The following is a 20110-nucleotide window of genomic DNA, read 5'->3' as shown; positions in this document are numbered from 1 at the left end:
GGGCGCGACGAGGGCGAGGCGGGCTCCGGCGCCTCGCGGGGCGTCCCCACCCCCAAGGACCTGGCCGGACTCGGCCGGGCGCACGCCGCGGGCCAGGGCCCCGCCGGCAACGGCGGCCAACCCGCAGCCACCCCCGCCGCGACCCTGCGCTGGTCCTCCGACAAGGGCTGGGTCGAGCGCGGCGGCCCGCTCGGGGAGCCCTCCGAGACCTCCCTGCTGCCCACCCTCGCCCAGCTCACCAGCGCCGAGCAGCGCTGGGCCGACCGCGAGGAGGACATCACCGCGGTCAGCGGCGACCCCTTCGAGGTCGGCCAGGTCTTCGCCCGCCGCTGGACCGAGCGGCTCTCCGAGACCGCCCACCTCCAGCAGCTCTCGACGGAGTACCCGCGCATCCCGCACCGCATCGACGGCGAACTCCTGCGCTACGCCGCCCGGTTCGGGCTGCTCGCCCACAAGGACGACCAGATCGACGAGCACGACCGGTACGCGATCCGGGCCGGTTTCTGGCGCGAGGTCGACCTCCGCACGGCCGCCGGACACGCCCCGGCCGCGGACTGACCGGTGCGCCCGGCGGCCCGCGCCGCCCGGCCCCGCGGGCCGGGCGCCGGGCGGGGCGGCGTACCCTCATAGCTCGTGAAGACGGGCGCAACACAGGTGGAGCGCGGCGTGCCGGTGTGCGCCGTGCGGGACCTGGTCAAGACCTACCCCGCGCTGCGCGGGCGGCGCGGGGCGGCGCAGGCGCCTGCGGTACGCGCCAGCGACGGCATCACCCTCGACGTACGGCGCGGCGAGATCTTCGGGCTGCTCGGGCCCAACGGCGCCGGCAAGTCCACCCTGGTCCGCCAGCTGACCGGGCTGCTGCGGCCGGACTCCGGGAGCATCTCCGTACTGGGCCACGACCTGGTCCGCCACCCCGAGCGGGCCGCCCGGCTGCTCGGCTACCTGGGGCAGGAGTCCACCGCGCTCGACGAGCTGACCGTCGCCTTGGCCGTGGAGACCACCGGCCGGCTGCGCGGCCTGGGCACCCGCGAGGCGCGCGCCGAACGGGACGCGGTGATCGACGAGCTGGGCCTCGGAGACCTCGCCGGTCGGGCGCTGAAGAAGCTGTCCGGCGGGCAGCGGCGGCTGGCCTGCTTCGCCACCGCGCTGATCGGCGAACGGCCGCTGCTGGTGCTGGACGAGCCGACCACCGGGATGGACCCGGTCGCCCGGCGCGCCGTGTGGGCCGCGGTGGACCGCCGCCGGGCCGAGCGCGGCGCCACCGTCCTCCTGGTCACCCACAACGTCCTGGAGGCCGAGAGCGTGCTCGACCGGGTCGCGGTGATCGACCGCGGCCGGGTCATCGCCTGCGACACACCCGGTGGCCTGAAGGAACTGGTGGGGGAGGAGGTCCGGCTGGAGCTGGTCTGGCGGGACCGCCCCCCGCTCGACGTCCCCGAGGTCGCCGCCCTCGGCGCCGCCGCCCGCACCTCCGGCCGCCGCTGGACCCTCCGCCTCCCCGCCGACCAGGCCCGCTCCGCGGTCACCGCGGTCACCGCCGGCCCCGCCTTCGCGGCCCTCGACGACTTCACCCTGGCCACGCCGAGCCTGGAGGACGTGTACCTGGCGCTGGGCGGGCGCGCGGAGGGTTTGGTGAAGGCGTGAGGGGCGTCGGCGGTCGGCCGGGGGTCCGGGGGTTGCCCCCGGGGGATGGCGGTCCGGCGCTGGGCGGGCGCGCGGAGGGGCTGGTGACGGCGTGAGCGGCGCGGCGCGCGGCGGCGCGCGGTCCGGGCCGCCGGCGACGATGCCGGGACGGCGAGACGACGACGAGAGCTGGGTGACGACGTGAGTGTGGTTCCCGCGCAGGCGGTGGCCGGGGCCGGGGCGTGGCCGGACGACGGCCGCGCCGCCCCGCTGGCGCCGCGGGCCCGGCTGCTGCCCGCACTGGGCGCCGTCTACCGCGCCCAGCTCTCCCGGGCCCGGGTCGCCCGGATACCGCTGCTGTTCGTCGCCACCTTCCAGTCCGTCGGGATCATGGTGCTGCTGCGCGGTGTGGTCAGCGGCGGCGACCCGGCCCGGTCGGTGGTCTCCGGCTCCGCCGTGCTGGTCGTCGCCTTCGTGGCGCTCAACCTGCTGGCGCAGTACTTCGGCCAGCTGCGGGCCGGCGGCGGGCTCGACCACTACGCGACGCTGCCGGTGCCGCCGGCCGCCGTGGTGCTCGGGGCGGCCGGTGCGTACGCCTCGTTCACGGTGCCGGGGACGGTGGCCACCGCGGTCGTCGGCTCGCTGCTCTTCCAGCTGCCGATGGCTCATCTGTGGGTGCTGGTCGCCGTCGTCCCGCTGTCCGGGGCGGCGCTGTCCGGTCTCGGCGCGACCCTCGGGCTGCTCGCGCCGCGCCAGGAACTGGCCACCCTCGGCGGCCAGTTGGGTATGTCGGCGGCGCTGCTGCTGGGCGTGCTGCCGGCCGGGCGGATGCCCGAGGCGATCGGCTGGGCGCGCGATCTGCTGCCCTCGACCTACGGGGTGGAGGCGCTGGCGCACAGCTTCGCGCCGCGTCCCGACTGGTTCGTGGTCTGCGCCGACCTGGGTGTCTGCGCCGCCGTCGGGGTGCTCTCGCTGGCCGTCGCGACCTGGGCCTACCGCCGGGCGGCGGCCCGGTGACCGGCGCGACGGGCCCGACCGGGCCTCCTGCTGCCGGGGCCACGGCGCCGACCTGGCACGATGACGGGGTGACCGCACCGCAGACGCCCCCCGACGGCCAGCCGTCCGAAGAGCCGCAACCGCACCCGTCCGATCCGGGCCCCGACGCCGCACCGGCCGGCGGCGGCCCCGAACGCGCCCGCGAGCTGCGCGAGGGCGCGCTGATCGCGCTGCTGGTGGCGCTGAGCGGGGCGCTGCTGGGGGTGCTGTGGGCCTGGCTGGCGCCGCGCATCCCGCTGATCTCGGACGCCCACAACGTCTACCTCAAGAACACCGAGGGCGAGGAGGCGATCGGCGCGGACGGCACCTTCGTCCTGCTGGGCCTGGCCTTCGGCGTGGTGACCGCCGCCGCGGTCTTCTTTTTCCGGCGGCGCGGCGGGATCCCGCTGGTGGTCTCGCTGGTCGTCGGTGGGCTGCTGGGCGCCGGGCTCGGCTGGCTGGTCGGGATGTGGCTGGGGCCCACCCCGGACGTGGTCGCGCACGCCCGGCAGGTCGGGCCCGGAGTGGTCTTCGACGGCCCGCTGCGGCTGCAGGCGAAGGGCGCGCTGCTGGCCTGGCCGATCGCGTCGATGCTGACGCTGCTGGCGTTGGTCGGGCTGTTCGGGCCGCGCGACCCAGAGCCCGAGTGGCCGGACTGGTCCGACCGGCCGCAGCACGAGCCGCGGCAGGAGTCACAGCAGGAGCCACCGGCCGGCGGCTGACGCCCGGCCGGTGGGTCCCTCCTTCAGGACGTGCCTGCCGTGCCTCAGGACGGCCGGCGCCCGTGATTGGCCCGGCCCTTCCTGATGCGCCACTTCCGCTTGCGGGTCCTCTTCGACATGGCGTACCTCCTCCCCGGTCGTAGCCGAGGAATAGCGAAGGGAGGCCGTGCCGTAAAGGGCGTGCGCCGGCCACGTCCGGCGGCGGTCAGCCGCGGGCGATCGGCGCGATCCGCGCGTCCGTCAGCGCGACCAGGTCGTCCGGCGCCAGCTCGACCTCCAGGCCGCGCCGCCCCGCCGAGACGCACACCGTCGCCCGGCCCTGCGCCGAGGCGTCGACGACCGTGCGCAGCCGCCTGCGCTGGCCGAGCGGGGAGATCCCGCCCAGGACGTAGCCGGTGCTGCGCTCGGCCGCCGCCGGATCGGCCATCGCGGCCCGCTTGCCGCCCACCGCGGCGGCCAGCGCCTTCAGGTCGAGTGAGCCGGAGACCGGCACCACGGCGACCGTGAGGGTGCCGTCGACGTCCGCGAGCAGCGTCTTGAACACCTGGTCGGGGGAGACCCCGAGCGCCTCGGCGGCCTCCTCGCCGTACGACGCGGCGGCCGGGTCGTGCTCGTAGGCATGGACCGTGAACGGGACTCCGGACGCCGCCAGCGCCACCGTCGCCGGGGTGCCGCCGGACTGCTGGCCGCTCTTCCTGCCCTGCTTCGTCTTCTTCGCCACCGCGGTGTCGCCTCACTCGTACGGAACCCGGATCCGGGAGCGCGCGACCGGCACCCCCGCGCCGTGCGGCCGCCCGGACTCCCGGCCGCCGCGCGTCAGTTGGGGCTCGTCGGCTGCCGGGTCAGGTCCACGGCCGGCAGCGACGGGAGCTTATCGAGCAGCGCCGACTCGTGGCGAAGCAGGTTCAGCTCCTGTCCGAGCCGGGCCGCGGTGTCCGGCGCCTCCAGCAGCCGCTGCTTGGCGGGCACGTCCAGGACCGCCGCCGCGGCGACGAGGTACGACAGCACCGACGGGTCGGCGGGCAGGTCCTGGCCGCTGGACAGGGTCCGCTCGTGCGCCCAGGCCAGCCGCTTCTGGTACGTGCGGAAGGCCCGGACGACGCCCGACGCCAGCGCGCCCGCGCCCTCGCCCTGCTCCTCCGCCAGCTCCGTCACCTCGGCCGTCAGATACGGGCCGGAGGCGTCGACCGAGTGCAGCCGGAAGCGGGTGGTGCCGGTGGCCAGGACCTCATAGCCGGGGTCGGAGCCGGAGCCGGCGGACTTCTCCCGGATGGTCGCCGCGTCCGCGATGCAGCCGACGGCGTGGAACGCCCGGATCGGCTCGTCGCCGAAGCCGGCGGCCGGGCCGTCGCCGGCCGGGAGGGTGGCGTCCGGCAGTCCGGGCGCGGTGGGCGCGACCTCGCGGCCGTCCCGGATGGCGATCACCGCGAACCGGCGGTCGTCCTCGGGCGCGGCCCGGAGATCGCGCATCATCGCCCGGTACCGCGCCTCGAAGACGTTCAGCGGGAGCACCAGTCCCGGGAACAGCACCGAGTTGAGGGGGAAGAGCGGCAGGCGAACGGAGGTCACAGCCCGTAAGCCTAGAGCCTGCGGCGGCGCGGGCCACCACCCCGTCCCCGTACCGGTGCTATTGCCGTTGCAGCAGCCGGGACGCACCGGTCGCCATGGTCGTCGCCAGCACCCACCCCGCCAGGATCATCACCGCCGACACCCACTGGGCGAGGCCGGCCGGCGCCCAGAGTTCGCCCTGATGGAGATCGACCAGCGGCAGCAGCAGATCCAGCGAGTAGAGGTACGGGTTCCAGTGCGGCGCCTCGTCGTGCTTGAGGAGCGGTGGCGGATAGGCGGAGAAGTACGCGGTGCCGATCGCCCACAGGACCGCCATCCACAACGCGGCCCGCCCCGGCCGGTAGCCGTAGGCCACCGTCCAGTCCTGGAGGAACCCCCACGCCTTCGCCGCCAGCGGCAGCGTCTCGCGGCGCCGCCGCTGCTTGGCCAGCTGCACCTCCCGGGCGTCCGCGTCCTCGCCCATCGCGCGCAGCGAGGCGGCCAGCATCTCGTACGGCTCGGGCGCGTACTCGGGGGTTGCCGCGGCCACCCACTGGAGCCGCTGCGCGAGCGGGAAGTGGCCGCGCGGGATCAGCGTCTCGTAGGAGAAGCCGGCCATCATCAGCCCGCCCAGCCCCGGCCAGCTCGCCGACTTGTCGACGAGGTTGACGACCCGGGCGCCGGAGAGGATCACCCGGCCGCGCTGCGGGCGCTCGCCCAGGAACCGCAGCTCCGGTGTGTGGATGCGGCGCAGCGACAGCTCCTGGTCGGACTCCATCACGAACCGGGCGTGCTCCAGGTCCACCGCGTCCCCGAACCGCCCGTCGTCCAGCCGCACCCCGCCCTCGCACTCGAAGCGCTGCATCCGCGTGCCGCGCGCGGGGGTGTGGGTGATGCCGTACGGGGGTGTGGCGCCGTTGGAGAACGGGGAGTTGGCCAGGCCGGCGGCGGTCAGGTACAGGGTGCGCTCGACGGTCAGCTGGGGGGCGTTGAGCGCCCGGCGGCCGAAGGGATTGCTCAGGTGGCTGCCGCGCAGGCTCAGCGACACCCCGACGGTGGCGCCGCGCAGCGACAGCTCGCCGTGCGACTCCAGCATCTCGGCCTGGAGGTCCTGGCCGACGGTCATTCCGTCCGCCGTGATCGAGCGGCCCTGCCGGTCCTTGTGCACCACGGCCTGGTTGAGCATCAGGTCGGTGCCGATGTGCGCGTCCGTCAGCCGGATGCCCGACTGCACCACGCAGCGCGGCAGGTGCAGATCGCCCTCGGTGTGCAGCCGGGCCGCCTCCAGCCGGGGTATCGCGCAGTTCGCCATCCGCAGCGTGGTGAACCGGCTCTCCGGCAGCAGCACCTCCGCCTCGAAGCGGCAGTCCCGCAGCTCCACGAATGGCTTGATCGTGCCGCCCGCAAGGTCGAGAGTGTCCGTTATGTACGCACCGGTCAGCTTGAGCGCGGAGACCCGGCCGGGCTGCGCCGGCGGCCCGTCGAGCAGCAGCAGCGCCAGTATCCGGGCCCGTACCCGGCGCTCCGGGCCCCACAGGTGCTGCCCGTGCGGATCGTCGCGGGACGCCTCGCGGGTGTGCAGATCGCAGGTGCTGCCGTTGCGGAACGCCTGCCACATGCTCCATTCCGCCGAGGTCAGTCGCAGGTCGGCGGGCGCGTCGCCGTCCCTGGCTCCGGTCACGGTGGATCCCCCTTGCTGTGCGTGCCTGTGTGCCGTGTGACGCCGGCGGGTGCCGTGCCGCGTACCGCGCTGCGGCCCCGCCGGGTCGTACTACCTGTTCGGACGCATCCCGGCGGCCGTCTTCCCGCCCGCCCCACGGATGCCCCCGTACGCCCGCACCGTCCCCTTGCCCACCTCGTGACCGGTTGAACACGCGTGGTCAGGGCCAACTCCGGTCAACTTCGCGGGCCCGGCCGCGGCGGTGCGCGCCGTGCGTCACTGCGTATCACTCAGTGATACGGCCGCTCGGCCCCGAGAGCGGGTCTGAGACACTGGTGGGGTGATCTCCCGAATCGACCTGCGCGGTGACGCCCTCCCCGAGGGCGGCGCCCTGCGCGACCTGCTGCCCCGTGCCGAGTTCGACGTGGAAGCCGCCCTGGAGAAAGTGCGGCCCATCTGCGAGGACGTACGCCATCGCGGCACCGCGGCGCTGATCGAGTACGCGCGGCGGTTCGACGGGGTCGAGATCGAGCGGGTGAAGGTCCCGGCCGAGGCGCTGCGCGACGCCCTCGCCGCGCTGGACCCGGCCGTGCGGGCCGCCCTGGAGGAGTCGATCCGGCGCGCCCGGATCGTCCACCGCGAGCAGCGCCGCAGCGACGTCACGACGCGGGTCGTCCCCGGCGGCACGGTCACCGAGCGCTGGGTCCCGGTCGAGCGGGTCGGGCTGTACGTGCCCGGCGGCCGGTCGGTCTACCCCTCCTCCGTCGTCATGAACGTGGTCCCGGCGCAGGAGGCGGGCGTCGACTCGCTGGCTGTGGCCTCCCCGCCGCAGGTGGAGTTCGGCGGCCTGCCGCACCCGACGATCCTGGCTGCCTGCGCCCTCCTCGGCGTGGACGAGGTCTACGCGGCCGGCGGCGCCCAGGCCATCGCGATGTTCGCGTACGGCACCGACGAGTGCGCCCCGGCCAACCTCGTCACCGGCCCCGGCAACATCTACGTCGCCGCCGCCAAGCGCCTCCTCAAGGGCCGGATCGGCATCGACTCCGAGGCCGGGCCCACCGAGATCGCGATTCTCGCCGACGACACCGCCGACCCGGTGCACCTCGCCGCCGACCTGATCAGCCAGGCCGAGCACGACCCGATGGCCGCCGCCGTGCTGGTCACCGACTCGGCGGAGCTGGCCGAGCGCACCGAGAAGGAGCTGGGGCCGCAGATCGCGGCCACCAAGCACACCGAGGACCGGATCGTGCCGGCGCTCTCCGGCCGGCAGTCCGCGATCGTCCTCGTCGACGGCCTGGACGCCGGCCTGAAGGTCGTGGACGCGTACGGCGCCGAGCACCTGGAGATCCAGACCGCCGACGCCGCCGCGGTCGCCGCCCGGGTCCGCAACGCCGGCGCGATCTTCGTCGGCCCGCACTCCCCGGTGTCGCTCGGCGACTACTGCGCCGGCTCCAACCACGTCCTGCCCACCGGCGGCTGCGCCTGCCACTCCTCCGGGCTGTCGGTGCAGTCGTTCCTGCGCGGCATCCACGTCGTGGACTACTCGCGCGAGGCGCTGGCCGAGGTCGCCCACCATGTGGTGACCCTCGCCGAGGCCGAGGACCTCCCGGCCCACGGCGCGGCGGTGAAGGCACGGTTCGGCTGGACGGTCCCCCAGAGCAAGTGAGCACGTACGTGACGAAGATTGACGATCTCCCGATCCGGGACGAGCTGCGCGGCAAGTCCCCTTACGGCGCGCCGCAGTTGGACGTCCCGGTGCGCCTCAACACCAACGAGAACCCCTACCCGCTCCCCGAGCCGCTGGTCCGGCGGATCGCCGAGCGGGTCACCGAGGCCGCCCGGCAGCTGAACCGCTACCCCGACCGGGACGCGGTCGAGCTGCGCACCGCGCTGGCCGGCTACCTCACCCGCACCGCCGGCCATGAGGTCACCGCCGCCCAGGTCTGGGCCGCCAACGGCTCCAACGAGATCATCCAGCAGCTGCTCCAGACGTTCGGCGGCCCCGGCCGCACCGCCATCGGGTTCGAGCCCTCGTACTCCATGCACGGGCTGATCTCGCGCGGCACCGGCACCGGCTGGATCTCCGGCCCGCGGGGCGACGACTTCACCGTCGACGTCGAGGCGGCGAAGGCGGCCATCGCCGAGCGCAGGCCCGACGTGGTCTTCATCTGCTCGCCGAACAACCCGACCGGCACCGCCGTCGAGGCGGACACCGTCCTGGCGCTGTACGAGGCCGCGCAGGCCGCCCGGGCGGACTCGGCCGGGGCGCTGGTCGTGGTCGACGAGGCGTACGGCGAGTTCAGCCACCGCCCCTCGCTGCTGCCGCTGATCGAGGGCCGGCCGAACCTGGTGCTGTCGCGGACGATGTCCAAGGCGTTCGGCGCCGCCGGGCTGCGGCTGGGCTATCTCGCCGCCGACCCCGCCGTGGTCGACGCCGTCCAGCTGGTCCGGCTGCCGTACCACCTCTCGTCCGTCACCCAGGCCACCGCGCTCGCCGCCCTGGAGCACACCGACACGCTCCTGAAGTACGTCGAGCAGCTCAAGAGCGAGCGGGACCGCCTGGTCGACGAACTGCGGGCGATCGGCTGCCAGGTCGTCGCCTCGGACGCCAACTTCGTCCAGTTCGGCCTCTTCGACGACGCGCACGCCGTCTGGCAGGCGCTCCTCGACCACGGCGTACTCGTCCGTGACAACGGCGTACCGGGCTGGCTGCGGGTCACCGCCGGCACCCCGGCCGAGAACGACGCGTTCCTCGACGCGGTTCGCACGGTGTGGAAAGAACGCATCCTGAAGGAGAACAAGCGATGAGCGGGGCCACCGCCCGCGTGGGGCGCGTGGAGCGCACCACCAAGGAGACGACGGTTCTGGTCGAGATCGACCTCGACGGCACGGGCCAGGTCGACGTGTCGACCGGTGTCGGCTTCTACGACCACATGCTCGACCAGCTCGGCCGGCACGGCCTCTTCGACCTCAAGGTCAAGACCGACGGCGATCTGCACATCGACACCCACCACACCATCGAGGACACCGCCCTCGCGCTGGGTGCCGCCTTCAAGCAGGCCCTCGGCGACAAGGTCGGCATCTACCGCTTCGGCAACTGCACCGTCCCGCTGGACGAGTCGCTCGCCCAGGTCACCGTCGACCTCTCCGGCCGCCCGTACCTGGTGCACACCGAGCCGGAGAACATGGCGCCGATGATAGGCACCTACGACACGACGATGACCCGGCACATCTTCGAGTCCTTCGTCGCCCAGGCGCAGATCGCGCTGCACATCCACGTCCCGTACGGGCGCAACGCCCACCACATCGTGGAGTGCCAGTTCAAGGCGCTGGCCCGGGCCCTGCGCTACGCCAGCGAGCGCGACCCGCGCGCGGCTGGGATCCTTCCTTCGACGAAGGGCGCCCTCTGATGAACGGCCTGTCCACCGTCTTCATCCTCGTGGGCCTCTTCCTCGTCGGCGGTGTCTACTCCTTCTGGAAGCAGAAGCTGCCCAAGAGCGTCATCACCCTCATGGCCATCGCCTCCGGGATGTGCCTGGTCGCCGGTGTGATGCGGCTGGGGGTGTGGAATTGACCGCCTCGGCACCCCGTAAGAAAGTCGTCGTCTTCGACTACGGCTTCGGCAACATCCGGTCCGCCGAGCGCGCCCTGGCCCATGTCGGCGCGGACGTGGAGGTCACCCGCGACTACGACACGGCCATGAAGGCCGACGGGCTGCTGGTGCCCGGCGTCGGCGCGTTCGCCGCCTGCATGCGCGGCCTCAAGGAGGCCCGCGGTGACTGGATCGTGGGCCGCCGGCTGTCCGGCGGCCGTCCGGTGATGGGCATCTGCGTCGGGATGCAGATCCTCTTCGGCCGCGGCATCGAGCACGGTGTGGAGACCGAGGGCCTGGACGAGTGGCCCGGCACGGTCGGCCCGCTCAAGGCCGAGGTCGTCCCGCACATGGGCTGGAACACCGTCCGCGCCGCCGAGGGCTCGCGGCTCTTCGCCGGACTGCCCGCCGACGCCCGCTACTACTTCGTGCACTCCTACGCGGTCCACGACTGGGAGTTGGAGGCCGGCAGCACCAGCATCGCCGCGCCGAAGGTCACCTGGGCCACCCACGGGGAGCCGTTCGTGGCCGCGGTCGAGAACGGCCCGCTGTGGGCCACCCAGTTCCACCCCGAGAAGTCCGGCGACGCCGGCGCCCAGCTCCTGACCAACTGGATCGAGACCCTGTGATGTCCCCCTCCGCGAAGCAGCTCGAACTCCTCCCCGCAGTGGACGTCCGCGACGGCCAGGCGGTCCGCCTGGTGCACGGTGAGTCCGGCTCCGAGACCTCCTACGGCGACCCGCTCCAGGCCGCTCTCACCTGGCAGCGGGCCGGCGCCGAATGGCTGCACCTGGTCGACCTGGACGCCGCCTTCGGCACCGGCGACAACCGCGCGCAGATCGCCGAGGTCGCCCGCTCCATGGACATCAAGGTGGAGCTGTCCGGCGGTATCCGCGACGACGACTCGCTGGCCGCCGCCCTGGCGACCGGCTGCACCCGCGTCAACATCGGCACCGCGGCGCTGGAGGACCCCGACTGGGTCGCCAAGATCATCGCCGAGTACGGCGACCGGATCGCGGTCGGCCTGGACGTGCGCGGTACGACCCTGCGCGGGCGCGGCTGGACCCGCGACGGCGGCGACCTCTACGAGACGCTGGCCCGCCTGGACTCCGAGGGCTGCGCCCGCTACGTCGTCACCGACATCAACAAGGACGGCACCCTCCAGGGCCCCAACCTGGAACTCCTCAAGAACGTCTGCGCGGCCACCGACCGCCCGGTCGTCGCCTCCGGCGGCGTCTCCTCCCTGGACGACCTGCGGGCGATCGCGACCCTGGTGCCGGAGGGTGTCGAGGGCGCCATCGTCGGCAAGGCGCTCTACGCGAAGGCGTTCACCCTGGAAGAGGCACTGGCAGCAGTGTCGTAACGGCCAACGGGAAGGCGGCGTCATGACCATCGAGCGCGTACGGACCGACAGTCCCTGGGAAGAGACCCTTGGCTTCGCGCGCGCCGTGGCGGCCGGCGACCGCGTCCTGGTCGCCGGCACCCTGCCGCTGGTCGGCGGTGTCCTCCAGGGCGAGGGCGACCCCTACGTCCAGACCAGGGTCGCCTTCGGCAACGCGCTGGCGGCGCTCAAACCCTTCGGCCTGGGCGCCGCCGACGTGGTGCGCACCCGTGTGTACCTGACCCACCTGCGCGATGTGGACGCGGCCGGCCGCGCCCACCGCGAACTCTTCGAGGCCGCGCCGCCCGCCGCGACCATGGTCGTGGTCTCCGGCTTCGTCGACTCCCGCGTACTCGTCGAAGTAGAACTAGAAGCCTTCCGGGACCCGTCCCGGGAAACTGTCAGAGAGGGCTGAACCGACATGACCCTGGCGGTCCGCGTCATCCCCTGCCTGGACGTCGACAACGGCCGCGTCGTCAAGGGCGTCAACTTCCAGAACCTGCGCGATGCGGGCGACCCCGTCGAGATGGCGAAGGTCTACGGCCAGGAGGGCGCCGACGAGCTGACCTTCCTCGACATCACCGCCTCCTCCGGCAACCGCGAGACGACCTACGACGTGGTCCGGCGCACCGCCGAGCAGGTCTTCATCCCGCTGACCGTCGGCGGCGGCGTCCGCACGGCCGAGGACGTCGACAAGCTGCTGCGCGCCGGTGCCGACAAGGTCGGCGTCAACACCGCCGCGATCGCCCGCCCCGATCTGATCCGGGAGATCGCCGAACGCTTCGGCAGCCAGGTGCTGGTGCTCTCCGTCGACGCCCGCCGCACCGCCGCGGGCGCCTTCGAGGTCACCACCCACGGCGGTCGCCGCTCCGCCGGCATCGACGCCGTCGAGTGGGCGCACCGCGCCGCCGAACTGGGCGCCGGCGAGATCCTGCTCAACTCCATGGACGCCGACGGCACCAAGGACGGCTACGACGTGGAGATGATCAAGGCGGTCCGCAGGCACGTCTCCGTGCCGGTCATCGCCTCCGGCGGCGCCGGCAGGCTCGCCGACTTCGCCCCGGCGGTCGCCGCCGGCGCCGACGCGGTGCTGGCCGCCTCCGTCTTCCACTTCGGCGACCTGCGCATCGGCCAGGTCAAGGAGGCCCTGCGCGAGGCGGGGCACCCGGTCCGCTGAGGACTTTCTGAGCCGGTGCCGGGCCGGGGCCGGACCGGGATCGCCGGGCCCGGCCCCGCCGGTCAGCGCTTCCGCGCCGCCCGGACGAACTCCCGGTTCATCGTCGCGATGCTGAAGAGCGGTATGCCCTTCGGGCAGGCGGTGGCGCATTCGCCGGTGTTGGTGCAGCCGCCGAAGCCCTCGGCGTCCATCTGGCCGACCATGTCCAGGACTCGGGACTCCCGCTCCGGGGCGCCCTGCGGCAGCGAGTTGAGATGGACGACCTTGGCGGAGGTGAAGAGCATCGCCGAGCCGTTGGGGCAGGCCGCCACGCACGCGCCGCAGCCGATGCACTCGGCGTGCTCGAAGGCGGTGTCGGCGGCCGGCTTGGGGACGGCGGTGGCGTGCGCCTCGGGGGCGGAGCCGGTGGGCGCGGTGATGTAGCCGCCGGACTGGATGATCCGGTCGAAGGCGGAGCGGTCGACGACCAGGTCCTTGACGACCGGGAAGGCCGCGGCGCGCCAGGGCTCGATGTCGATGGTGTCGCCGTCGGCGAACGACCGCATGTGCAGCTGGCAGGTGGTGGTCCGCTCCGGCCCGTGGGCGTCGCCGTTGATGACCAGGCTGCACGCGCCGCAGATGCCCTCGCGGCAGTCGTGGTCGAAGGCGACCGGATCGTCACCGTCCAGGATCAGCCGCTCGTTGAGGGTGTCGAGCATTTCGAGGAACGACATGTCCGGCGAGACGCCGTCGACCTCGTAGGGGGTCATGGTGCCGGGGGCGTCGGCGTTCTTCTGGCGCCAGACGCGCAGGGTGAGCCTCATGCGTAGCTCCGCTGAGTGGGGTGGACGTACTCGAAGACCAGGTCTTCCTTGTGGAGGGTGGGGGCCGCGCCGGTCCCCGTGAACTCCCATGCGGCGGCGTAGGAGAACGCCGCGTCGTCGCGGGCGGCCTCGCCGTCCGGGGTCTGGGACTCCTCGCGGAAGTGGCCGCCGCAGGACTCGGCGCGGTGCAGGGCGTCGAGGCACATCAGCTCGGCGAGCTCCAGGTAGTCGACGATGCGGTTCGCCTTCTCCAGCGACTGGTTGAACTCCTGGCCCGTGCCGGGCACCTTGATGCGGCGCCAGAACTCCTCGCGGATCTGCGGGATCCGGTCGAGGGCCTTGCGCAGCCCCTGGTCGGTGCGGGCCATCCCGCAGTACTCCCACAGGAGTTCGCCGAGTTCGCGGTGGAAGGAGTCGGGGGTGCGGTCGCCGTCGACGGCGAGCAGCAGGTTCAGCCGGTCCTCGGTCTCGGCCAGCACCTCCCGGACCACCGGGTGCTCGGCGGTGACGGCCTCCTGGCGCGGGTGGCGCGCCAGGTAGTCGTTGATCGTGGACGGGAGGACGAAGTAGCCGTCGGCGAGGCCCTGCATCAGCGCGCTCGCGCCCAGGCGGTTGGCGCCGTGGTCGGAGAAGTTGGCCTCGCCGACCGCGAACAGGCCCGGGATCGTGGTCTGGAGGTCGTAGTCGACCCACAGCCCGCCCATGGTGTAGTGCACGGCCGGGTAGATCCGCATCGGGACCGTGTACGGGTCCTCGGCGGTGATCCGGGCGTACATGTCGAAGAGGTTGCCGTACTTGGCCTCCACGGCCCCGCGTCCCATCCGCGCGATGGCGTCGGCGAAGTCCAGGTAGACGCCCTGGCCCCCGGGCCCGACGCCGCGGCCCTCGTCGCAGACGTTCTTCGCCGCGCGGGAGGCGATGTCGCGCGGGACGAGGTTGCCGAACGACGGGTAGATCCGCTCCAGGTAGTAGTCCCGCTCGTCCTCGGGGATCTCGGCCGGCGGGCGGTTGTCGCCCTGCGCCTTCGGCACCCAGATACGGCCGTCGTTGCGCAGCGACTCGCTCATCAGCGTCAGCTTGGACTGGTGGTCGCCGGTGCGCGGGATGCAGGTCGGGTGGATCTGGGTGAAGCAGGGGTTGGCGAAGTGCGCGCCGCGGCGGTGCGCCCTCCAGATGGCCGTGGCGTTGGAGTTCATGGCGTTCGTCGACAGGTAGAAGACGTTGCCGTAGCCGCCGGACGCCAGCACCACCGCGTCCGCGACGTACGAGGTGATCTCGCCGGTGACCAGGTCGCGGGCGACGATGCCGCGGGCCCGGCCGTCGACGACGATCAGGTCGAGCATCTCGGTGCGGGGGTGCAGCCGGACGGTGCCGGCCGCGATCTGCCGGGAGAGCGCCTGGTAGGCGCCGAGCAGCAGCTGCTGTCCGGTCTGGCCGCGGGCGTAGAAGGTACGGGAGACCTGGACGCCGCCGAACGAGCGGGTGTCCAGCAGCCCGCCGTACTCCCGGGCGAACGGCACGCCCTGGGCCACGCACTGGTCGATGATCTCGACGGAGATCTGCGCGAGCCGGTGCACGTTGGACTCGCGGGCGCGGAAGTCGCCGCCCTTGACGGTGTCGTAGAACAGCCGGTGGACGGAGTCGCCGTCGTTGCGGTAGTTCTTCGCGGCGTTGATGCCGCCCTGGGCGGCGATGGAGTGCGCCCGGCGTGGCGAGTCCTGGTAGCAGAACTGCTCGACGTGGTAGCCCTGTTCGGCGAGCGTGGCGCCGGCCGCGCCACCCGCCAGGCCGGTGCCGACGACGATCACCGTGTGCTTGCGGCGGTTGGCCGGGTTGACCAGCTTCGCCTCGAAGCGGCGGGTGTCCCAGCGCTCGTGGACCGGCCCGGCGGGCGCCTTGGTGTCGGCGACCGGCGCGCCGGTCGCGTAGTGCGTGTACGTACTCATGTCAGCTCACTACTCCGGTCATCACGGAGACGGGGACGGCGATGAAGCCGACGGTCAGGACGGCTGCGAGGACGTTCGCCAGGCCCTTGAACAGCCGGTCGCGGCCGGGCCGGTTGGCGCCCAGGGTCTGCGCGGCGCTCCAGAAGCCGTGCCGGACGTGCAGGCCGAGCGCGAGCATCGCCACGATGTAGATCACGTCGCCGTACCAGGTGGAGAAGGTCGCCACCACGTTCTCGTACGGGTGGCCGGCCTCGGCGCGCGGGTTCACCGTCAGCGTCGTCAGGTCCAGGACGTGCCAGACGATGAACAGGCCGAGGATGACGCCTCCCCAGCGCATGGTGCGGGTGGCGTAGCTCGCGCGGCGGCGCTTGTGCACGTATGTGGCCGGACGGGCGGCGATGTCCCGGCGGCTGAGCTGGTAGGCGGCCACCGCGTGCGTGACGACCGCGACGACCAGCACCACCCGGGCGATCCACAGGAACCACTCGTGGTGCAGGAAGGGCTCGCCGATGGTGCGCAGCCAGGCGGCGTAGGCGTTGAAGTCCGGGGGTCCGAAGAAGATCTTGAGGTTGCCCATCATGTGGACGACCAGGTACAGCAGCATCACGATGCCGCTGACGGCCATCGCCGTCTTCTTGCCGACGGTCGAGCGCCACAGAACGCCCGTGAAGGACGGCCGTCGATCCGTCCTTGTGTCCAGTGCCATGGGTCCCGACGGTAGGGACGGTGCCGCCGATCAGTCCAAGACATGGTGCGGCTCATCTCCATAGGCGCGGCCTATCGTTGCTTTATATTCCCCTTATGCAGCTGCAGCAGCTCCGCTACTTCACCGCCGTGGCCGACACCCGCCACTTCACCCGCGCCGCCGAGCGCGAACACGTCGCCCAGCCCTCCCTCTCCCAGCAGATCCGGTCCCTGGAAAGGGAGTTGGGCGCCGAGCTGTTCCACCGCGCACGCGGCCACATCACCCTCACCGACGCCGGCGAGACCCTGCTTCCGCTGGCCCGCCGCATCCTCGCCGACACCGAGACCGCCCGCCGCGAGGTCCAGGAGGTCGCCCAGCTGCGCCGCGGCCGGCTCCGCCTCGGGGCCCCGCCCAGCCTCTGCGCCAGCCTCGTCCCCGACGTCCTGAGCGCCTTCCACGCCACCTACCCGGGCGTCGACCTGATCGTCACCGAGGACGGCTCCCAGGACCTCGTACGGGCGCTGGCCGACGGCGAGCTGGACCTGGCGCTGATCATCACGCCGCTGCCCGTACAGGCCCCGGCGCTGGCCACCTCCGAGCTGCTGCGCGAGGAGCTGGTGGTGGTCTCCGCCCCGGACCGCCCCGCCCCGGTGGGCGGCCGGCGCACCCGGATCCGCGTCGAAGACCTGCGCGGTCGGCCGCTGGCCATGTTCCGCCGCGGCTACGACCTGCGGGAATTCACCACCGCGGCCTGCCGGGCGGCCGGCTTCGAACCCACCTTCACCGTCGAGGGCGGCGAGATGGACGCGGTCCTCGGCTTCGTCCGCGCCGGCCTCGGCATCGCCGTCGTCCCCAGCATGGTCGCCGAACGCTCCGGGCTGCGCGTCACCCGCTTCGCCACCCCCGGCATGCACCGGGTGGTCTGCGTCGCGCACCGCGGCGACGTCTCCCCGCCGCGGGCCGCCCGCGAGCTGGAGCGCATCCTCATGGAGCACCTGGACCCGGGGACGTCCTGACGCCGCCGGACGGCGGGGCGGCGGGCGCGCTCAGACGCCCAGCCTCGCCTCCAGCACCCTGGCGACCGCGCCCTCGTCCCCGTCCAGCTCCACATGCGCCGCGTCCTGCCGCCCGAAAGCGAACAGCGTCAGCTCGCCCGGCTCGCCGGTGACCGTCACCACCGGGGTGCCCCGGTGCGCCACCGCCGTCTGCCCGTCCGGCCGCCGCAGCACCAGCCCGACCGGCGCCTTCCGGCCCAGCACCCGCGCCGCCCGCTCCAACCGCGCCCACAGCGCGTCCAAGAAGACCGGGTCCAGCTCGCGCGGCGCCCAGTCCGGCTGGGCGCGCCGCACGTCCTCGGCGTGCACATAGAACTCGACCGTGTTCGACGCCTCGTCGATCTGCTTGAGCGCGAACGGCGACATCCTCGGCGGCCCGGTCCTGATCAGCTGGATCAGCTCCTCGTACGGCTTCGCCGCGAACTCCGCCTGCACCCGCTCCAGCCGCGCCGCCAGCGGCTTGACGAGGATCCCCGCGGACGCGTCGGCGCGCCGCTCGCGCACCACCACGTGCGCGGCCAGATCCCGCGCCGTCCAGTTCTCGCACAGCGTCGGGGCCTCGGGGCCCGCGCTCTCCAACAGGTCGGCCAGAAGGAGCCGTTCACGCTTCGCATGGGTCGACATACGGCCAGCCTACGACCGCCCGGCATCCCCTGCCACGGCGCGCCCCCGGCCGCCGCCCACGCCGGCCGTCAGCTCCGCAGCACCCACGTCACCACCAGCACGGCCGCCACCGCCGCCGCCACGAACACCGCCACCAGCACCCGCACCGCGACCTTCGCGACACGGTCCGGGTCCGGCGGTGGCGGCGGCTCTGCCGGCGGCTGCTGATGCATACCGGCAGCATGCCGCACGGCACAATGGACGCATGACCGGTTCTCCCACCTCGCCGTCCCCTTCTTGTCCCGCCACCCCCATCTCCTCTTCTCCCACCACCCCCGCCCTGGATCCCGCCATCGCCGCCCGCCTCAAGCGCGGCGCCGACGGCCTGGTCCCCGCCATCGCCCAGCAGTACGACACCGGCGAGGTGCTGATGCTCGGCTGGATGGACGACGAGGCGCTGCGCCGCACGCTCACCACCGGCCGCTGCACGTACTGGTCCCGCAGCCGCCAGGAGTACTGGGTCAAGGGCGACACCTCCGGGCACGTCCAGTACGTCAAGTCCGTGGCCCTGGACTGCGACGCGGACACCGTGCTGGTCAAGGTCGACCAGGTCGGCGCGGCCTGCCACACCGGCGACCGCACCTGCTTCGACGCCGACGTACTGGCGAGCGGGCCGGCCGGCGACCAGTAGGCTCCGCTCCCATGACCACGGGAACCACCGGCACCGCCAATCCGGACCTCGACACCTTCCGCACCCTCGCCAAGGACCGGCGGGTCATCCCCGTCACCCGGCGCCTGCTGGCGGACGGCGACACCCCCGTCGGGCTCTACCGCAAGCTCGCCGCCGAGCGTCCCGGCACCTTCCTCCTCGAATCCGCCGAGAACGGCCGTACGTGGTCGCGGTACTCGTTCATCGGCGTCCGCAGCGCCGCGACGCTGACCGCCCGCAACGGGCAGGCGCACTGGCTCGGCATCCCGCCGGTCGGCGTGCCCACCGGCGGCGACCCGCTCGCCGCGCTGCGCGCCACCGTCGAGGCCCTGCACACTCCCCATGACCTCGTCGAGGGCGCCGGGCTGCCCCCGTTCACCGGCGGCATGGTCGGCTACCTCGGTTACGACGTCGTGCGCCACCTGGAGAAGATCGGCGACTCCACCACCGACGACCTCCGGCTGCCCGAGCTGACCATGCTCCTCACCTCCGACCTCGCGGTCCTCGACCACTGGAGCGGCACGGTCCTGCTGATCGCCAACGCGATCAACCACAACGACCAGGAGACCGGCGTCGACGAGGCGTACGCGGACGCGGTGGCCCGCCTGGACACCATGGCCGACGACCTCGCCCGCCCCGCCCCCGCGAGCGCCGCCGCGCTGCCGCCGTCCGCGGTGCCCCCGTACACCGGCAAGTGGGGCGCCGAGGCGTTCATGGCCGCCGTCGACGACATCAAGGAGCGCATCCGGGCCGGCGAGGCGTTCCAGGTGGTGCCCTCCCAGCGGTTCGAAACCCCCTGCACGGCAAGCGCGTTGGACGTCTACCGGGTGTTGCGGGCGACCAACCCCAGCCCGTACATGTACCTGTTCCGCTTCGAGGACGGCGACGGCGGCGCGTTCGACGTGGTCGGCTCCAGTCCGGAGGCGCTGGTGAAGGTCGAGGGCGGCCAGGCGATGGTGCACCCGATCGCCGGCACCCGCCCGCGCGGCGCGACCGTCCAGGAGGACCAGGCGCTGGCCGACGAGCTGATGGCCGACCCCAAGGAACGCGCCGAGCACCTGATGCTGGTCGACCTCGGCCGCAACGACCTGGGCCGGGTCTGCGAGCCGGGCAGCGTCGAGGTCGTCGACTTCATGTCCGTCGAGCGCTACAGCCACGTCATGCACATCGTCTCGACGGTGACCGGGACGGTCGCCGAGGGCCGTACCGCCTTCGACGTGCTCACCGCCTGCTTCCCCGCCGGCACCCTCTCCGGCGCCCCCAAGCCGCGCGCCATGCAGATCATCGAGGAGCTGGAGCCGACCCGGCGCGGGCTCTACGGCGGCTGCGTCGGCTACCTCGACTTCGCCGGCGACTCCGACACCGCCATCGCGATCCGCACCGCCCTGCTGCGGGACGGCACCGCCTACGTCCAGGCCGGCGCCGGCATCGTCGCCGACTCCGACCCGGTCTCCGAGGACACCGAGTGCCGCAACAAGGCCGCGGCCGTGCTGCGCGCCGTGCACACCGCCAACCACCTGGGTACATGACCGGCCGCACCCCCGCGCGACGGGCCGCACCGGCCGGTAGGC

The 20110-nt window shown here is 73.3% G+C and carries 22 protein-coding genes and 1 pseudogene; 15 read left to right on the top strand and 8 right to left on the bottom strand.

The features are described from left to right. The 4 genes and pseudogenes from ACO1BR_RS01230 to ACO1BR_RS01215 form a co-directional block, all read left to right on the top strand. Nucleotides 1–558, top strand: a pseudogene (locus ACO1BR_RS01230) (NYN domain-containing protein); the annotation flags it as partial. A gap of 96 nt (nt 559–654) precedes the next feature. Further along, on the top strand, nt 655–1644 hold the full coding sequence (locus tag ACO1BR_RS01225) for an ABC transporter ATP-binding protein (RefSeq protein ID WP_426793325.1): 990 nt from the start codon (nt 655–657) through the stop codon (nt 1642–1644). A gap of 186 nt (nt 1645–1830) precedes the next feature. Continuing rightward, on the top strand, nt 1831–2640 hold the full coding sequence (locus ACO1BR_RS01220; RefSeq protein WP_426793324.1) for an ABC transporter permease: 810 nt from the start codon (nt 1831–1833) through the stop codon (nt 2638–2640). Nucleotides 2641–2708: 68 nt separating this feature from the next. Then, on the top strand, nt 2709–3380 hold the full coding sequence (locus ACO1BR_RS01215; RefSeq protein ID WP_426793127.1) for an ABC transporter permease: 672 nt from the start codon (nt 2709–2711) through the stop codon (nt 3378–3380). A 205-nt stretch (nt 3381–3585) separates the two neighbouring features. On the opposite strand, the gene ybaK is transcribed toward ACO1BR_RS01215, so the two are convergent. The 3 genes from ybaK to ACO1BR_RS01200 form a co-directional block, all read right to left on the bottom strand. Then, nucleotides 3586–4101, bottom strand: coding sequence for a Cys-tRNA(Pro) deacylase (gene ybaK, locus ACO1BR_RS01210; protein ID WP_426793126.1), 516 nt, complete (start codon nt 4099–4101; stop codon nt 3586–3588). 95 nt (nt 4102–4196) lie between these two features. Beyond that, a complete protein-coding gene (locus ACO1BR_RS01205; protein WP_426793125.1) occupies nt 4197–4949 on the bottom strand; it encodes an LON peptidase substrate-binding domain-containing protein in 753 nt (250 codons plus the stop codon). Nucleotides 4950–5007: 58 nt separating this feature from the next. Next, on the bottom strand, nt 5008–6609 hold the full coding sequence (locus ACO1BR_RS01200) for an oxidoreductase (RefSeq protein WP_426793124.1): 1602 nt from the start codon (nt 6607–6609) through the stop codon (nt 5008–5010). Nucleotides 6610–6928: 319 nt separating this feature from the next. Here ACO1BR_RS01200 and hisD point away from each other — a divergent pair, with 319 nt between their 5' ends. The 8 genes from hisD to hisF are packed head-to-tail and all read left to right on the top strand — an operon-like array spanning nt 6929 to nt 12738. Beyond that, nucleotides 6929–8254, top strand: a complete 1326-nt coding sequence (gene hisD, locus ACO1BR_RS01195) for a histidinol dehydrogenase (protein ID WP_426793123.1) — start codon at nt 6929–6931, stop codon at nt 8252–8254. Nucleotides 8255–8262: 8 nt separating this feature from the next. Continuing rightward, complete coding sequence (locus ACO1BR_RS01190) at nt 8263–9396, top strand: histidinol-phosphate transaminase (RefSeq protein ID WP_426793122.1); 1134 nt, start codon at nt 8263–8265, stop codon at nt 9394–9396. Then, a complete protein-coding gene (gene hisB, locus ACO1BR_RS01185; protein WP_043263922.1) occupies nt 9393–9998 on the top strand; it encodes an imidazoleglycerol-phosphate dehydratase HisB in 606 nt (201 codons plus the stop codon). Before ACO1BR_RS01190 ends, hisB begins: the two co-directional genes overlap by 4 nt. After that, entirely contained in the window at nt 9998–10162 is a 165-nt protein-coding gene (locus ACO1BR_RS01180) for a hypothetical protein (protein ID WP_201304852.1), read from the top strand. Before hisB ends, ACO1BR_RS01180 begins: the two co-directional genes overlap by 1 nt. After that, nucleotides 10159–10809 (top strand): imidazole glycerol phosphate synthase subunit HisH, encoded by a 651-nt coding sequence (gene hisH, locus ACO1BR_RS01175; RefSeq protein WP_426793121.1) that lies wholly within the window; start codon nt 10159–10161, stop codon nt 10807–10809. Before ACO1BR_RS01180 ends, hisH begins: the two co-directional genes overlap by 4 nt. After that, nucleotides 10809–11543, top strand: coding sequence for a bifunctional 1-(5-phosphoribosyl)-5-((5-phosphoribosylamino)methylideneamino)imidazole-4-carboxamide isomerase/phosphoribosylanthranilate isomerase PriA (gene priA / locus ACO1BR_RS01170; protein ID WP_159504343.1), 735 nt, complete (start codon nt 10809–10811; stop codon nt 11541–11543). Before hisH ends, priA begins: the two co-directional genes overlap by 1 nt. Before the next feature lie 22 nt (nt 11544–11565). Next, entirely contained in the window at nt 11566–11976 is a 411-nt protein-coding gene (locus tag ACO1BR_RS01165; RefSeq protein ID WP_426793120.1) for a RidA family protein, read from the top strand. A gap of 6 nt (nt 11977–11982) precedes the next feature. Beyond that, nucleotides 11983–12738: an imidazole glycerol phosphate synthase subunit HisF gene (gene hisF / locus ACO1BR_RS01160; protein ID WP_426793119.1), complete on the top strand. Its 756-nt coding sequence runs from the start codon at nt 11983–11985 to the stop codon at nt 12736–12738. Between the two features lie 62 nt (nt 12739–12800). Here hisF and ACO1BR_RS01155 read toward each other — a convergent pair whose 3' ends face one another. Genes ACO1BR_RS01155 through ACO1BR_RS01145 form a run of 3 tightly spaced genes read right to left on the bottom strand, consistent with a single transcriptional unit; the run spans nt 12801 to nt 16193 of the window. After that, nucleotides 12801–13541 carry a succinate dehydrogenase/fumarate reductase iron-sulfur subunit gene (locus tag ACO1BR_RS01155; RefSeq protein ID WP_426793118.1) on the bottom strand — a complete coding sequence of 247 codons (741 nt, stop codon included), beginning with the start codon at nt 13539–13541 and terminating at the stop codon, nt 12801–12803. After that, nucleotides 13538–15487: a fumarate reductase/succinate dehydrogenase flavoprotein subunit gene (locus tag ACO1BR_RS01150; RefSeq protein ID WP_426793117.1), complete on the bottom strand. Its 1950-nt coding sequence runs from the start codon at nt 15485–15487 to the stop codon at nt 13538–13540. Before ACO1BR_RS01150 ends, ACO1BR_RS01155 begins: the two co-directional genes overlap by 4 nt. Before the next feature lies 1 nt (nt 15488). Then, nucleotides 15489–16193 (bottom strand): succinate dehydrogenase cytochrome b subunit, encoded by a 705-nt coding sequence (locus ACO1BR_RS01145; protein WP_426793116.1) that lies wholly within the window; start codon nt 16191–16193, stop codon nt 15489–15491. 95 nt (nt 16194–16288) lie between these two features. Between ACO1BR_RS01145 and ACO1BR_RS01140 the strand changes: the two genes are divergently transcribed. After that, nucleotides 16289–17188, top strand: coding sequence for a LysR family transcriptional regulator (locus tag ACO1BR_RS01140; RefSeq protein ID WP_426793115.1), 900 nt, complete (start codon nt 16289–16291; stop codon nt 17186–17188). A 30-nt stretch (nt 17189–17218) separates the two neighbouring features. Here the strand turns inward: ACO1BR_RS01140 and ACO1BR_RS01135 are convergent, their stop codons facing one another. Beyond that, nucleotides 17219–17851, bottom strand: a complete 633-nt coding sequence (locus ACO1BR_RS01135) for a TIGR03085 family metal-binding protein (RefSeq protein ID WP_426793114.1) — start codon at nt 17849–17851, stop codon at nt 17219–17221. A 68-nt stretch (nt 17852–17919) separates the two neighbouring features. Further along, nucleotides 17920–18063 (bottom strand): hypothetical protein, encoded by a 144-nt coding sequence (locus ACO1BR_RS01130; protein ID WP_426793113.1) that lies wholly within the window; start codon nt 18061–18063, stop codon nt 17920–17922. A 32-nt stretch (nt 18064–18095) separates the two neighbouring features. Here ACO1BR_RS01130 and hisI point away from each other — a divergent pair, with 32 nt between their 5' ends. Both hisI and ACO1BR_RS01120 read left to right on the top strand, forming a co-directional pair. Then, a complete protein-coding gene (gene hisI, locus ACO1BR_RS01125; RefSeq protein ID WP_426793112.1) occupies nt 18096–18521 on the top strand; it encodes a phosphoribosyl-AMP cyclohydrolase in 426 nt (141 codons plus the stop codon). Nucleotides 18522–18532: 11 nt separating this feature from the next. Then, on the top strand, nt 18533–20068 hold the full coding sequence (locus tag ACO1BR_RS01120) for an anthranilate synthase component I (RefSeq protein WP_426793111.1): 1536 nt from the start codon (nt 18533–18535) through the stop codon (nt 20066–20068). The last annotated feature ends 42 nt before the right edge of the window (nt 20069–20110 follow it).

Origin of the sequence: Streptomyces sp. YGL11-2 (assembly GCF_050054615.1) — a bacterium.
Classification (GTDB): domain Bacteria; phylum Actinomycetota; class Actinomycetes; order Streptomycetales; family Streptomycetaceae; genus Streptomyces.
Note: the sequence above shows the minus strand (reverse complement) of the source record. Positions and strands in the feature narration are given on the sequence as shown.

Bases quoted from the DNA above. Each gene is read 5' to 3' on its own strand.
- hisB (WP_043263922.1), top strand. From the start codon at position 9,393: ATGAGCGGGGCCACCGCCCGCGTGGGGCGCGTGGAGCGCACCACCAAG.
- ACO1BR_RS01180 (WP_201304852.1), top strand. From the start codon at position 9,998: ATGAACGGCCTGTCCACCGTCTTCATCCTCGTGGGCCTCTTCCTCGTC.
- priA (WP_159504343.1), top strand. From the start codon at position 10,809: ATGTCCCCCTCCGCGAAGCAGCTCGAACTCCTCCCCGCAGTGGACGTC.
- ACO1BR_RS01165 (WP_426793120.1), top strand. From the start codon at position 11,566: ATGACCATCGAGCGCGTACGGACCGACAGTCCCTGGGAAGAGACCCTT.
- hisF (WP_426793119.1), top strand. From the start codon at position 11,983: ATGACCCTGGCGGTCCGCGTCATCCCCTGCCTGGACGTCGACAACGGC.
- ACO1BR_RS01155 (WP_426793118.1), bottom strand. From the start codon at position 13,541: ATGAGGCTCACCCTGCGCGTCTGGCGCCAGAAGAACGCCGACGCCCCC.
- ACO1BR_RS01150 (WP_426793117.1), bottom strand. From the start codon at position 15,487: ATGAGTACGTACACGCACTACGCGACCGGCGCGCCGGTCGCCGACACC.
- ACO1BR_RS01145 (WP_426793116.1), bottom strand. From the start codon at position 16,193: ATGGCACTGGACACAAGGACGGATCGACGGCCGTCCTTCACGGGCGTT.
- ACO1BR_RS01140 (WP_426793115.1), top strand. From the start codon at position 16,289: ATGCAGCTGCAGCAGCTCCGCTACTTCACCGCCGTGGCCGACACCCGC.
- ACO1BR_RS01135 (WP_426793114.1), bottom strand. From the start codon at position 17,851: ATGTCGACCCATGCGAAGCGTGAACGGCTCCTTCTGGCCGACCTGTTG.
- ACO1BR_RS01130 (WP_426793113.1), bottom strand. From the start codon at position 18,063: ATGCATCAGCAGCCGCCGGCAGAGCCGCCGCCACCGCCGGACCCGGAC.
- hisI (WP_426793112.1), top strand. From the start codon at position 18,096: ATGACCGGTTCTCCCACCTCGCCGTCCCCTTCTTGTCCCGCCACCCCC.
- ACO1BR_RS01120 (WP_426793111.1), top strand. From the start codon at position 18,533: ATGACCACGGGAACCACCGGCACCGCCAATCCGGACCTCGACACCTTC.